Annotated in this window: 13 protein-coding genes; 5 read left to right on the forward strand and 8 right to left on the reverse strand. The window is 71.4% G+C overall.

The window, feature by feature from the left end:
* Positions 1 to 621, reverse strand: a complete 621-nt coding sequence (locus tag AB1046_RS21905) for a DUF1697 domain-containing protein (protein WP_369371395.1) — start codon at positions 619 to 621, stop codon at positions 1 to 3.
* 417 nt (positions 622 to 1,038) lie between these two features.
* Between AB1046_RS21905 and AB1046_RS21910 the strand changes: the two genes are divergently transcribed.
* Positions 1,039 to 2,334 carry a PhoH family protein gene (locus tag AB1046_RS21910; protein WP_369375799.1) on the forward strand — a complete coding sequence of 432 codons (1,296 nt, stop codon included), beginning with the start codon at positions 1,039 to 1,041 and terminating at the stop codon, positions 2,332 to 2,334.
* A gap of 309 nt (positions 2,335 to 2,643) precedes the next feature.
* Positions 2,644 to 3,420: a GPP34 family phosphoprotein gene (locus tag AB1046_RS21915; RefSeq protein ID WP_369371396.1), complete on the forward strand. Its 777-nt coding sequence runs from the start codon at positions 2,644 to 2,646 to the stop codon at positions 3,418 to 3,420.
* Between the two features lie 125 nt (positions 3,421 to 3,545).
* On the opposite strand, the gene AB1046_RS21920 is transcribed toward AB1046_RS21915, so the two are convergent.
* From AB1046_RS21920 to AB1046_RS21935, 4 genes are all read right to left on the reverse strand, one after another.
* Positions 3,546 to 4,988, reverse strand: a complete 1,443-nt coding sequence (locus AB1046_RS21920) for a class II fumarate hydratase (protein WP_369371397.1) — start codon at positions 4,986 to 4,988, stop codon at positions 3,546 to 3,548.
* Between the two features lie 70 nt (positions 4,989 to 5,058).
* The gene (locus AB1046_RS21925; protein WP_369371398.1) at positions 5,059 to 5,733 is read right to left on the reverse strand and encodes a carbonic anhydrase; all 675 of its coding nucleotides are present in this window, start codon (positions 5,731 to 5,733) and stop codon (positions 5,059 to 5,061) included.
* Positions 5,734 to 5,845: 112 nt separating this feature from the next.
* The gene (locus tag AB1046_RS21930; RefSeq protein ID WP_369371399.1) at positions 5,846 to 6,646 is read right to left on the reverse strand and encodes a carbohydrate kinase; all 801 of its coding nucleotides are present in this window, start codon (positions 6,644 to 6,646) and stop codon (positions 5,846 to 5,848) included.
* On the reverse strand, positions 6,643 to 6,882 hold the full coding sequence (locus AB1046_RS21935) for an exodeoxyribonuclease VII small subunit (RefSeq protein WP_369371400.1): 240 nt from the start codon (positions 6,880 to 6,882) through the stop codon (positions 6,643 to 6,645). The genes AB1046_RS21930 and AB1046_RS21935 overlap by 4 nt, the downstream gene beginning before the upstream one ends.
* Before the next feature lie 140 nt (positions 6,883 to 7,022).
* Here AB1046_RS21935 and AB1046_RS21940 point away from each other — a divergent pair, with 140 nt between their 5' ends.
* Together AB1046_RS21940 and AB1046_RS21945 are read left to right on the forward strand one after the other, a co-directional pair.
* Positions 7,023 to 8,642 (forward strand): ATP-binding cassette domain-containing protein, encoded by a 1,620-nt coding sequence (locus tag AB1046_RS21940; protein WP_369371401.1) that lies wholly within the window; start codon positions 7,023 to 7,025, stop codon positions 8,640 to 8,642.
* 85 nt (positions 8,643 to 8,727) lie between these two features.
* Positions 8,728 to 9,471: an SDR family oxidoreductase gene (locus AB1046_RS21945; protein ID WP_369371402.1), complete on the forward strand. Its 744-nt coding sequence runs from the start codon at positions 8,728 to 8,730 to the stop codon at positions 9,469 to 9,471.
* A gap of 1 nt (position 9,472) precedes the next feature.
* Here the strand turns inward: AB1046_RS21945 and AB1046_RS21950 are convergent, their stop codons facing one another.
* Positions 9,473 to 10,405, reverse strand: a complete 933-nt coding sequence (locus AB1046_RS21950; RefSeq protein ID WP_369371403.1) for an RNA polymerase sigma-70 factor — start codon at positions 10,403 to 10,405, stop codon at positions 9,473 to 9,475.
* Positions 10,406 to 10,489: 84 nt separating this feature from the next.
* On the opposite strand from AB1046_RS21950, the gene AB1046_RS21955 reads away from it, so the two are divergent.
* On the forward strand, positions 10,490 to 11,239 hold the full coding sequence (locus AB1046_RS21955; RefSeq protein WP_369371404.1) for a class I SAM-dependent methyltransferase: 750 nt from the start codon (positions 10,490 to 10,492) through the stop codon (positions 11,237 to 11,239).
* A 12-nt stretch (positions 11,240 to 11,251) separates the two neighbouring features.
* Here AB1046_RS21955 and AB1046_RS21960 read toward each other — a convergent pair whose 3' ends face one another.
* Positions 11,252 to 12,406, reverse strand: coding sequence for an epoxide hydrolase family protein (locus tag AB1046_RS21960; RefSeq protein ID WP_369371405.1), 1,155 nt, complete (start codon positions 12,404 to 12,406; stop codon positions 11,252 to 11,254).
* Between the two features lie 67 nt (positions 12,407 to 12,473).
* Positions 12,474 to 13,355: a phosphotransferase enzyme family protein gene (locus AB1046_RS21965; RefSeq protein WP_369371406.1), complete on the reverse strand. Its 882-nt coding sequence runs from the start codon at positions 13,353 to 13,355 to the stop codon at positions 12,474 to 12,476.
* Positions 13,356 to 13,439: the final 84 nt, after the last annotated feature.

Genomic DNA, 13,439 nt, shown 5'->3' on the forward strand with positions numbered 1-13,439 from the left:
TCAAGGGGCGCAGGCTGCGCGGAGCTTGGAGATCGTGTTCCAGTTCCGCGCAGTCGTCGGCCCGCCGGCGGCCCGGTCGACGATCTTGGGCGTGAGCTTCGACCGCCCGATCCCGTCCACGTAGTGCACGTAGAGCACGCCCGCGGCGGTCGCGAGCAGCTCCCGGCCCGGGTTGGCCAGGTCGAGCCGGGCGATACCCGGCTCGTCCAGGTCGCCCAGGGGGACATGCACCTGGAGGTGGGACGGGTCGTCCCGCGCCGCGGCTGAGAACGGGTTGGCCAGCGCTATCTCCTCCAGCCGTTCGGCACTCAGCCCGACGGCGGCCACGGGCTGCCCCACGCGCGCGCTGAGGCACTCCTGCACCCGGCGCGCGATGTCGGCGGCCTGGGTGGCGCCCGTCGCGCCTGTGGTGCCTGTGGTGTCCGTCGTGACCACGAGGTTGCCGCTGTTCAGCAGGGTGCGGGCCGCGCCCAGGCCGGCGTCCTCGGCGGCGCCGCGCAGGTCGGCGGAGGTGACACGCAGCCCCGGCCCGATGTTGACGGCGCGGAGCAGGACGACGAAGTAGGCCATGTCTCCATCCTGCCGCTTCGGCGTGCCGCCCAGCGAGTTTTGCGATTCCATGGGGTAATCCTCAAGTTATTACCACCGTGTGAACAGTTCGTGACAACTTGCGACCCGCCGGGGCGCGGGTCTGGTCACGGGATAGCAGTACGCGTAGTTTCCATTTCAGGGACGGCACCCAGTCGCCCCTTCGGGAGGCCAACCTATGGAGTGCTCGCTCCGTGGAGAAGGGCCGGTCCCGGCTCTGCGCCACGATGCGGCGCACCGAGTCGGTCGCTCGGCCCATCCACCAGCCCCGGTTCGTCCGGGTCGGTTCCGCCGACAGGCGGCATCCGCCAGGTAGCGACGTGGTTGTCACGGCGTTTCGGCGCCGGAGGGAGAACCGCAGTGAGCCAATCCGCACCCACCACCCGTCCGTCCGACCAGAGTGCCGACGCCGCTTCCGGCGCGGCAGGTGACGAACGCAGGACCTTCGTCATCGACACGTCAGTGCTGTTGAGTGACCCGAAGGCGATGTTGCGGTTCGCGGAGCACGATGTAGTACTCCCGATCGTGGTCATCACGGAGCTGGAGGCCAAGCGGCACCACGCTGAGCTCGGGTACTTCGCCCGGAGCGCCCTGCGGATGCTCGACGAGCTGCGCATCCAGCACGGCCACCTCGACTCACCGGTTCCGGTGGGGGACTCAGGCGGCACCCTGCGGGTGGAGCTCAACCACGTAGACCCGACTGTCCTGCCCGCCGGCTTCCGGCTCGGCGACAACGACACTCGGATCCTCGCCGTCGCCGCCAACCTGGCGGCTGAGGGCAACATCGTCACGGTGGTCTCCAAGGACCTGCCGATGCGGGTGAAGGCGTCCGCCGTCGGGCTGCAGGCGGAGGAGTACCGGGCCGAGCTCGCGGTGGACTCCGGCTGGACGGGGATGCGCGAGATCGACCTGTCCGACGAGCAGATGGGATCCCTCTGGGACAACGAGACGGTCGAGATCGCGTCGCTGGCACCCGAGACGGTCGAGGCCGCGTCTCCGCTGCTGGTGCACACGGGCATGGTGGTGCACTCGCCGAGCGGTTCCGCGCTGGGGCGGGTGACGGCGGACAAGCGGGTGCGGCTGGTCCGCGGTGACCAGGAGGTGTTCGGCGTGCACGGGCGCTCGGCCGAGCAGCGCGTGGCGATCGACCTTCTGCTCGACGAGGAGATCGGGATCGTCTCGCTCGGCGGCCGGGCCGGCACGGGCAAGTCGGCGCTCGCCCTGTGCGCCGGCCTGGAGTCCGTGCTGGAGCGGCAGCAGCACCGCAAGGTGGTCGTGTTCCGGCCGCTGTACGCGGTGGGCGGGCAGGAGCTGGGCTACCTGCCCGGGTCCGAGTCCGAGAAGATGAACCCGTGGGCGCAGGCCGTCTACGACACGCTCGGCGCCCTGGTCTCGCCCGCAGTGGTGGAGGAGGTCATGGAACGCGACATGCTCGAGGTGCTGCCGCTCACGCACATCCGCGGGCGCTCGCTGCACGACTCGTTCGTCATCGTGGACGAGGCACAGTCCCTCGAACGCAACGTCCTGCTGACGGTGCTCTCGCGGATCGGCCAGGGTTCGCGGGTGGTGCTCACGCACGACGTCGCTCAGCGCGACAACCTGCGGGTGGGGCGGCACGACGGCGTCGCGGCCGTCATCGAGGCGCTCAAGGGGCACCCGCTCTTTGCGCACGTGACGCTGACCAGGTCGGAGCGTTCGCCGGTGGCGGCGCTGGTGACCGACATGCTGGAGCGCTTGGAGGTCTGATCCGCCGGCGGGGTCCCGGCGTCGGAGTCCCGCCGTCTGGTCCCGACATGTCAGAAGCTCAGGTCACGTAAGTGGCCTGAGCTTCTGACACGTTCGGAACTTCTGGCACGCGAGAGGTGGGACGCCGGACGGAACCCCCCAGCCCCGCAGTCCGGCGACCCGCCTCCCATGCGTGCATCGCAGACTCTAGCAGACTTAGGTAAGGCTAACCAAAGGTCAATTTGGACGATGTCGGGCCGTGCCCGGCGGGCGCCGCACGGACCGTCTCAATACGGGCGTTGTCTCGCTTGTCGGATATAGCATCGGGCCATGCTGATTGCCGAAGACTTCCTGCTGCTTGCCGTCGACGACGAGACGGGCAAGACCGCCAACGTCGACAACCTGGGTGTTCGCCTCGCGGGCGCGCTCCTGGCCGACCTCGCCGCCGCGAACAAGACCCTCCTGCGGGGCGCGCCCGAGGCGGGCGCGACCAAGGAGGAGCGCGAGAAGGCCGGGGACACCACGATCCTGGTCACCGACAACACCCCCACCGGCCACGTGGCGCTCGACGCCGCCCTGCAGGCCGCGCTCGACGCCCCCGACGCGCCCGCCCGGAAGGTCGTCGAGGCCATCTCTGGGAACGCCGAGGAGAACCTCCTGGCGGCCCTCGTGGAGCGCGGGATCCTCGAGAAGGAGGAGTCCAAGCTCTTCCGGATGCTCCCCGTCACCCGCTGGCCTGCCGCGGACTCCAGCCACGAGGCCGCGCTGCGCGCCAACCTCACGAAGGTGCTCGTCGAGGGCGCCGAGCCCGACGAGCGCACCGCCACCCTGATCTCCCTGCTGCACGGGTCCGGCCTGATCGGCGGCCTGGTGGGCAAGGAGCAGCGCAAGGCCGCCCAGGACCGCGCCGAGGAGATCGCCGGCAGCGAGTGGGGCGTGGCCACCGTCGCGACCCAGGTCGCGATCGCGGCGACGGTCGCCACCGTCGCCACGGTGGGTGCCGCGGTCGCCACCGCGCTCATCCTCCAGGCCGCGAAGGACGACGCCGCGGCCGCCGCTCCGGTTGCCGCTGAGGCCGCCGAGCCCGCACCGGCTCCTGTGGCCTGACCGGTCCGGAGTGTGATGGACACCGGCGGTAGCTGACGCTGTGCCGACAACAACGAGGGCCGCTGGTCGTGATGACCAGCGGCCCTCGTTGTGCCTGCGGCGGGCGGCGTCCGGGACGGGCGGCGTCAGGCCTGCGGCGGGCGCGTCATGGACAGCACGTCGAGTGCCGTGTCGAGCTGGGCCTCGGTGACCTCGCCGCGCTCGACGAAGCCGAGGTCGATCACGGCCTGGCGCACCGTGATGCCCTCCTTGACGGCGGTCTTGGCCACCTTGGCCGCTGCCTCGTAGCCGATCACGCGGTTCAGCGGCGTCACGATCGACGGCGACGACTCGGCGAGCGCGCGGGCCCGGTCGACGTTCGCGGTGATGCCGACGATCGTCTTGTCCGCGAGCACGCGCGACGAGTTCGTCAGGAGGCGGATCGACTCCAGCACGCCCTGCGCGATCACCGGGATCTGCACGTTGAGCTCGAACGAGCCGGACGCACCGGCCCACGTCACGGTGGCGTCGTTGCCGATCACACGCGCGCACACCATGAGCACGGCCTCGGGGATGACCGGGTTGACCTTGCCCGGCATGATCGACGAGCCCGGCTGCAGGTCGGGCAGCGAGATCTCGCCGAGGCCCGTGTTGGGGCCGGAGCCCATCCAGCGCAGGTCGTTGCAGATCTTCGTCAGGGAGACGGCGATGGTGCGCAGCGCGCCCGACAGCTCGACCAGGCCGTCCCGTGCGGACTGCGCCTCGAAGTGGTCGCGCGCCTCGGTCAGCGGCAGGCCGGTGTCCTGGGCGAGCAGGGCGATGACGCGCTGCGGGAAGCCGGCCGGGGTGTTGATGCCGGTGCCGACGGCGGTGCCGCCCAGCGGGACCTCGGCGGCACGCGGCAGCGCGGCCTGCAGGCGCTCGACGCCGTAGCGGATCGCGGCAGCGTAGCCGCCGAACTCCTGGCCGAGCGTGACCGGGGTGGCGTCCATGAGGTGCGTGCGGCCGGACTTCACGACGCTCGCGTACTCGTCGGACTTCGCCTGCAGCGCCCCGGCCAGGTGGGCCAGCGCGGGGATCAGGTCGTTCACGACGCCGGACGTCGCTGCGACGTGCACCGAGGTGGGGAAGACGTCGTTCGACGACTGCGACGCGTTGACGTGGTCGTTCGGGTGCACGTCCTTGCCCAGCGCGGCGGTCGCGAGCGTCGCGATGACCTCGTTGGTGTTCATGTTCGACGACGTGCCCGACCCGGTCTGGTAGACGTCGATCGGGAAGTGGCCGTCGTACTTGCCGGAGGCGACCTCGTCCGCGGCGGCCACGATGGCGTCGGCGATGTCCTGGTCGAGCACACCGAGCTCCGCGTTCGCGGCGGCGGCGGCCTTCTTCACGCGGGCGAGGGCCTCGATGTGCGCGCGCTCGAGCGGGGTGCCGGAGATGGGGAAGTTCTCGACGGCACGCTGCGTCTGCGCCCGGTACAGGGCGTTCGCGGGTACCCGGACCTCGCCCATGGTGTCGTGCTCGATGCGGTAGTCGTCTGTGTCGCCAGACTCGGGAGAGCTCGAAGGGACGACGGTGTCAGCAGTCATGGGTCTATCGTGCCGCAGCCTCGTCCTGGCGACGCAACCGGGGGCGTGAGTCCTGTCACGCCCCCGGTGTTCACCGGGGCCGGGGCACCTCGCCGACTTCTCCGATCACGCTGACCATGCGCGCGCTGCCCACGGCCAGGTCGTACTCCAGGCCGACGATGGCGCACCTGCCCTCCTCGACGGCGTGGGCCAGTGCCGCCGAGTAGCCGTGCAGCATCTCGACCGTGTGGTTCACGTGCTCGCGGCGCAGCACGTCCTGGTCGGAGAGCGCGGCCATGGCACCTGCCTGGTCGCCCGAGGTGATGCTCACGATCGACGGGATCACCCGGTCCACCACTGCACGCACGAACCCGGGGGGCTGCTCGCCCGTGGCGAGCGTGTGGGCGGCAGCGGCGACCGCCCCGCACGAGTCGTGGCCAAGCACGACGACGAGCGACGCGCCCAGGATCTCGACCCCGTACTCGATCGAGCCGATCACCGTCGTGTCCACTACATGCCCCGCCGTGCGGACCACGAACACGTCGCCCAGGCCCTGGTCGAAGATGATCTCGGCGGCGACCCGGGAGTCCGAGCAGCCGAAGATCACCGTGTGCGGGTGCTGTGCGGCCCGCAGCTCCCGGCGCCGGTCCGCGTTCTGCGACGGGTGCGCCGGCGTGTCCGCGACGAACCGGTCGTTGCCCGAGCGCAGCAGCTCCCAGGCCTCGTGCGGGCTGATCCGCTCCGGCGACTCCGGGCCCGGGGTCACGGACCGACCTCCGCGCGATACGGCGGGTTGGCGCCCGCCCGCGACACGGTGATCGCCGCGACCGCAACACACGCCTCCAGCACCCGGCGCACCGTCGCGGAGTCGATGGCGTTCAGGGCGTCGCGCGGCCGGCCCCGAGCAGGTCGTGCTCCCACAGCCCGTCGATCAGCGCGCCCATGAACGAGTCGCCGGCTTCCACGGTGTCGACCACCTCGACCCGCGGGGCCACCACCTCGACCACACCGGCGTCGGACACCGCTACTGCGCCCTCACCGCCTAGCGTGACCACCACCAGGGCCGGCGTGCCGGCCTGCCAGTCACGCGCGACCGTCAGCGGATCAGTTCCGGGGTACAGCCAGCCCAGGTCCTCGTCGCTCACCTTGACCACGTCCGAGAGCTGCACCAGCGCCTCCACGCGCGGCCGCACCTCCTCGGCCGGGCCCATGATCGCGGGGCGCGCGTTCGGGTCGTACGTGATGGTCGACGTCGAGCGCGCGCCGTCGAGCAGCATGCTCACCTCCGCGGCGCCCGGCTCCAGCATCGCCGCGATCGAGCCGGCGTGGACCGCCAGCGTCTCGGCGCCGGCCGCTGCCGCCGCCGGGACCTGCCAGGTGAGGTCGAACTCGTAGGAGGCCGAGCCACCGTCGTCCAGCGTCGCTACCGCCGTGCTGGTGCGCTCAGCGCCGTCGCTGCCCTCGACCAGGGCGACCCCGGACTCGGCGAGCCAGTCGCGCACCAGGTCACCCCGGGCGTCCCGGCCCAGCCACGTCGCGAGCCGGACCTCCCGGCCCAGCCTGCCCAGCGTGAGCGCCACGTTCGCGACGCTGCCGCCCGGAAGCTCGGCCGAGGAACCGTCGGGCCGGTGCACCCCGTCCACCAGCGCCTCGCCCACGGCGAGGACGTGCGCGCTCACTCGGCGTCCTCCGCCGACTCGGCCGACGCGGTGGACGCGCTCTGCGCGGCGGCGAGGCGCTCGCGGGCGCCGTCGAGCCACTCCTGGCAGCGTGCGGCCAGCGCCTCGCCGCGCTCCCAGAGCGCGAGCGACGCCTCCAGCGGTTCCCCGCCGGCCTCCAGGCGGCCGACCACCTGCACGAGCTCGTCGCGCGCCTGCTCATAGCTGAGGGCGGCGACGTCGGGGGTGTCCGTCATCGGATCGGTTCCTGCAGCAGCATCTGTACTCACGGGGAACAGTCAACAACACGTCACCGACATCCGGGGTCGTCTGTCCACAGGGACGGTACGAGAATCAGTTTGGTCCTGGCCCCTCGGACGTCGGACCATGGTGACCCATGGGCCATCTTGAAGTCGCGCACGTCGAGTACCACCTGCCGGATGGCCGGACCCTGCTGGGGGACGTCTCGTTCCGCGTGGGTGAGGGCAGCGCTACGGCGATCGTCGGTCCCAACGGTGCGGGCAAGACCACGCTCCTGCGCCTCATCACGGGTGAGCTTGACCCCCACGGCGGCTCCGTGGTGGCGAGCGGCGGGCTCGGCGTCATGCGTCAGTTCGTCGGGTCGGTGCGTGACGAGACCACTGTGCGCGACCTGCTGGTGTCCGTCTCAGCGCCGCGCCTGCGCGAGGTGGCGCGCGCCGTCGACGAGGCGGAGCACGCGATGCTGACCGTCGACGACGAGGCCGCGCAGATGGCGTACGCGCAGGCGCTCTCGGACTGGGCCGAGGTGCGCGGGTACGAGGCCGAGACCCTCTGGGACGTGTGCACCATGGCCGCGCTCGGTCTGCCGTACGACCGGGTGCAGTTCCGCGAGGTGCGGACGATGTCGGGCGGTGAGCAGAAGCGGCTCGTGCTGGAGGCGCTGCTGCGCGGGACCGACGAGGTGCTGCTGCTCGACGAGCCGGACAACTACCTGGACGTGCCCGGCAAGCGCTGGCTGGAGGAGCAGCTGCGGACCACCAAGAAGACCGTCCTGTTCGTGTCCCACGACCGGGAGCTGCTCGCCCGGTCCGCGGACCGGATCGTGTCGCTGGAGCCCGGCCCGGCCGGCGCGGACGCCTGGGTGCACGGCGCCGGGTTCGCCACGTTCCACGAGGCGCGGCGCGAGCGGTTCGCGCGGTTCGAGGAGCTGCGCCGGCGCTGGGACGAGAAGCACGCGCAGCTCAAGAAGCTGGTGCTGACGCTGCGCAACCAGGCGGCGAGCAGCCCTGACATGGCCTCGCGCTACCGGGCCGCGCAGACCCGCCTGCGCAAGTACGAGGAGGTCGGCCCGCCGCCCGAGCCGCCGCGCGAGCAGGACATCACCATGCATCTGCGCGGCGGGCGCACCGGCCTGCGCGCCGTGACCTGCGTGGGCCTGGAGCTCACCGGGCTCATGAAGCCGTTCGACCTGGAGGTCTTCTACGGCGAGCGGGTGGCCGTGCTGGGCTCGAACGGCTCGGGCAAGTCGCACTTCCTGCGGCTGCTCGCCGGCGGGGACGTGGCGCACAAGGGGTCTTGGAAGCTGGGGGCGCGGGTGGTCGCCGGGCACTTCGCGCAGACCCACGCGCACCCCGAGCTGTTCGGCCGCGCGCTGCTCGACATCCTGTGGGAGGACCACGCGCAGGACAAGGGCAAGGCGATGGCAGCGCTGCGGCGCTACGAGCTCACGGTCGCCGCGGAGCGGCCCTTCGACCGGCTGTCCGGCGGCCAGCAGGCGCGGTTCCAGATCCTGCTGCTGGAGCTCGCGGGCTCGACGGCCCTGCTGCTCGACGAGCCCACCGACAACCTCGACCTCGAGTCGGCCGAGGCGCTGCAGGAGGGCCTGGAGTCGTTCGACGGCACCGTGCTCGCCGTCACGCACGACCGCTGGTTCGCGCGGTCCTTCGACCGGTACCTGGTCTTCGGGTCCGACGGCGTGGTGCGTGAGACGTCCGAGCCGGTGTGGGACGAGCGCCGGGTGGAGCGGGAGCGGTAGGCGGCCTGTCACAGATCCGGGGTGCTCCCGGTCGGATCCACGACGGGCCGTCCGGCCCGTGGGAGAGATCAAGAAGGAGCACACCATGAAGATCGTGGTCATCGGCGGTACCGGCCTCGTCGGGAGCCAGGTGGTGAAGGACCTCGAGGCGCAAGGGCACGAGGCGGTCGCCGCCTCGCCGCAGACCGGTGTGGACACCCTGACCGGTGCAGGGCTGCCCGAGGTGCTCGACGGCGCCCAGGTAGTGGTCGACCTCAGCAACTCGCCGTCCTTCGCCGAGGAGGACGTCACCCGCTTCTTCCGCACGTCGACGACGAACCTGCTCGACGCCGAGGCGAAGGCCGGGGTGGGGCACCACGTGATCGTCTCGATCGTCAACGCCGAAAGCGTCGACGCCGGCTACATGCGGGCAAAGGTGCTGCAGGAGGACCTGGTCAAGGCCTCCGGCTCGGGCTGGTCGATCGTGCGGTCCACGCAGTTCTTCGAGTTCCTCGCCGCCATCGCCGACTCCGGGACGGTCGACGGCGTGGTCCACATGGCGCCCGTGCGGTTCCAGCCGATCGCCTCGGCGGACGTCGCGCGGATCGTGGCCGAGGTCGCCGTCGGCACGCCGCTGCGCGGGACCATCGATATCGCCGGGCCGGAGACCTTCGGCTTCGACGAGATCGTGCGCACGCACCTCGCCTCGAAGGACGACCCGCGCGAGGTCCGCACCGACCCCGACGGCACGTACTACGGGGCGCACCTCACGGACAAGGAGCTTGTGCCCCTCGGTGAGGCCCGGCTCGGCGAGGTCAGCTACGAGCAGTGGCGGAAGGCTCAGGCGTAGCTCAGTCGTCCGCGCCGGCCGGGGCAGCCCGGCCGGCGCGGCCCGCCCTTGTCCGTTCGAGCGGTTCGAGCTTGTCGGGGTTGAACTGCCACAGCGCCTCGTGCACACCGTCGGCGGAGGCCGCGACGCTCAGCGTCCCGAACAGCCTGCCGTCCCGCACCAGGCCGAGAGCGGCCTCGCCGTTGAGCTCCAGCGGCTCCGCGGTGACGCCGATCCAGAAGACGTCGGCGAACGAGACCAGGACCCGCGCCACCTTCGCCCGGCCCACCACCGCGACGCGCGCCACGTGCTTGATCGCGCCGTTGCTGTCGGCCCGGCTGACGGCGTCCTCGGCGAGCAGGTGCTCCAACCGCCCGACGTCGCCGGCCCGCGCCGCCGCGAGGAACGCGTCGAGCAGCGTGCGCCGTTCCTCGGCGGTCACGGGATTACGCCGCTCCGACGCGAGATGCTTGCGCGCCCGGCTCACCAGCTGCCGGGTCGCGGCCTGCGAGACCCCCACGATGTCCGCGATCTCCGGGTACCCGTAGCCGAACGCCTCCCGCAGCACGTACGCCGCACGCTCGGTGGGGGTCAGCCGTTCGAGCAGGACCAGCATCGCGACGTCCAGCGCCTCCGCCCGCTCCGCACCGAGCGTCGGGTCCGCGCTCGTGTCCACCGGCTCCGGCAGCCACGGCCCGATGTACGTCTCCCGCCGCGAGCGCGCGCTCTGCAGCACGTTGATCGCCAGCCGGGTCGTCATCGTCGTCAGGAACGCCTGCGGGTTCACCACGACGGACCGGTCCGTCGTCTGCCACCGCACCCACGCGTCCTGCACCACGTCCTCGGCCTCGGCGACCGAACCGAGCATCCGGTACGCGACGCCGAACAGCTGTCGCCGGGCAGAAGCGAACACCGCCGCCGCGTCATCCAGTGCGGTGTCTGTGCCACCTGTCATCGTGCTCTCCCTCGGCGCGCCCGTTCGACCGTACGCCACCAAATGCACTTGGGGTCGGGTCCAGCGACAGGCCAACATGTTGGCATGACCACACCCGACCCGAAATTCGTGGACCCCCGGCTCGCCCGGCTCTACGACGCCTTCGACGACGACCGCGGCGACCTCGACCTGTACACCGGGCTCGCCGAACGGCTCGGCGCACGCAGCGTGCTCGACGTCGGCTGCGGCACCGGCGTGCTCGCCCTGCAGCTCGCCGCGCTCGGCCTTCAGGTGACCGGCATCGACCCCGCCGCCGCCTCGCTCGAAGTGGCCCGCGGCAAACCCGGCGCCGAGGCGGTCACCTGGATCGAGGGCGGCGCCGACAGCGTCGCCGGGCTCGGCCTCACGGCCGACCTCGCCACCATGACCGGCAACGTCGCACAGGTATTCACCACCGACACCGGCTGGGCGCAGGCGCTCGCGGCGGTCCGGGAGGCACTCCGGCCCGGCGGCGTCCTCGTGTTCGAGACCCGCGTGCCGGCCCGGCAGGCCTGGCTCGGCTGGACCCGCGAGCAGGGCTCGGACCGCCGCGACATCCCCGGCGTCGGCGAGGTCGAGACCTGGTGCGACCTCGTGGAGGTCGCACTCCCGCTGGTCACCTTCCAGGGCACGTACCGCTTCCCACCAGGTGTGCTGCCCGACGGCGACCTGGTCACCTCGGCGTCGACCCTGCGGTTCCGGGAACGGGACGAGATCGAGGCGTCGCTCGCCGCCGCAGGATTCGAGCTGGACGAGGTGCTGGACGCTCCGGACAGACCAGGCCTGGAGTGGGTATTCATGGCCCGGCGGGTGTAGCTGCGCCAGATCTCACTGGCGAGCGTCGGGGAGGCTGCTGAAGAAGGCGCGGATGTCCGTTGCCAGCAGCTCCGGTTCCTCCATCGCCGGGAAGTGGCCGCCCTCGGTGAACTCGCTGAAGTGGCTCATCGCGTTCCACGGGTCCATCGCGCGGCGCATGAGCGGGTGCGTGTCGAACACCGCCCAGCCTGCGGGCACGCCCGACGTCGCGATCCACTCGAGCCCCGAGTGCTCGGACTCGTAGTAGAACTGCGCGCTCGACGCACCGCTGCGGGTGAACCAGTACAGGCTGATGTTCGTGAGCAGCTGGTCGCGGTCGACCGCCTCGTCCGGCGTCGCGTGGGCGGGGTTGGTCCAGGTCTGGAACTTCTCGGCGATCCATGCGAGCTGGCCGACGGGCGAGTCGGTGAGCGCCGCGCCGATCGTGTCGGGGCGGTGGTTCTGCTGCTCGAAGTAGCCGCGCTCGGCGATGTCCTTGATGCGGACCCGCTCGATCTCGGCGATCTCGTCCTCGGACAGCCCGTCGGGGTAGGGGAACTTGTCGCCGACCATCGCGAGCGACCGGCCGTCGCTCCCGGTGTGGGTGCCGATGACTCGCTCCGGGTAGAGCGCCGCGAGTCGGCCGGTGGTGCCCGCGCCGATGTCCGTGCCGTGGGCCGCGAACCGCTCGTAGCCGAGCCGCGTCATGATCTCGGCGTAGGCCGCGGTCGTCCGCGCGAGCTCCCAGCCGGTTCCCGACAGCGGCGTCGAGAAGCCGAACCCGGGCAGCGACGGGATGACGATGTGGAACTCGTCGGTCAGCAGCGGGATGAGCCGCTGGTGCTCGACGAACGAGCCCGGCCACCCGTGGTTCAGGATGAGCGGGGTGGCGTCCGGGTTCGCCGATCGCACGTGCACCACGTGGAACGTCTGGCCGTCCACAACCGTGGTGAACTGCTCGTACTCGTTCAGCGCGGCCTCCTGGGCGCGCCAGTCGAACCCGTCGCGCCAGTACTCGGCCAGCTCCCGCAGGTACGCCTGCGGGATGCCACGGCTGAAGTCCGTGCGGTCGTCCCGGCCCGGGACGGGCAGGGGCCAGCGGGTGCGGGCGAGCCGGTCGTGCAGCTCGTCGATGTCGGCCTGCGGGATGTCGATGCGGAACGGGACGAGTGCGGTGTTCTCTGTCATGACCCCTACCTTTCCAGGGGTAGCGGACAGGTTCTGTCCGCTACTCCTCGGCTTCTCGAAATTGTGCCTATCTCTGCGGGAGGAGCTCGGCCAGGCCACGCCTGGCATCGTCGAGCCCTTTCTGGTTCTCGCTCTGGTCGGTGATGCCGGTCAGGTCGTAGGCGGCGAGCCGCCCAGCGAAGTACACGCCCTGGACCGCGAAGCGGAACAGGCGGAAGTCGTCGAGATGGCGCAGCTCGTCGTCGGCGAGCGGGCTCGCGGCTGAGTAGGCGTCGAGGAAGGCCGTGGAACGCTCCGGTCCGCCGAGGTACATCACTGTCGATGCCACGTCGTAGAGCGCGGGTCCCCGCTGCGCGCCGGTCCAGTCGATCACGCCGGTGACGCCGGTGGCGTCGTCGTGCCGGAACGCCTCCGGCGACGGATCCGCGTGCAGCAGGGACCAGGTGACGGAATGCCCGTCGGTCGCGGCACGTGCCGCCTCGATGGCTGGTGCGAGCCAGTCGTGCGCGTCGACGCCCGGGGCCGACGGCTCGATCCAGTCGAAGAAACCCGTGCTGCCGGGGCGGTTGCCGGAGGGGCCACCAGCGGAGTGCACCCGCGCCAGCGTGCGCCCGATCCAGCGCTGCTCGTCGCTCGTCTCGCCGACCAGCTCGCGGCCGGGGACGTACTCGAGCAGGGCGAGGTGCTCGTCGTATGCCACCAGGGAGCCGTCGACGGTGCGGATCGGCCGGCCTGTCACGAGGCCGGCGCCGTGGAGCTGCTCGGCGACCGCGCAGCCGGCCTCCAGCTGCTCCACCTCCGACGGAGCGACGCGCTTGGCGACGTACCGACTGCTCCCGGCGTCAACCGACCAGGTCTCGGAGTTCATGCCGCCGCCCAGCGGTGCGACGACGGCTCCGGTGAGCCCCCAGTGGAGATCCAGCAGTCCGGCCAGCGCGTGCAGCTCCATGCGGGCCACCCTGGCACCGCCCGGCTTGTCGATCTATGTAATTAGTCGCGGGGCTAGGTAATGGTTGCGGTTCGAGGCAGTAGA

Source organism: Promicromonospora sp. Populi (genome assembly GCF_041081105.1).
Lineage (GTDB): Bacteria > Actinomycetota > Actinomycetes > Actinomycetales > Cellulomonadaceae > Promicromonospora.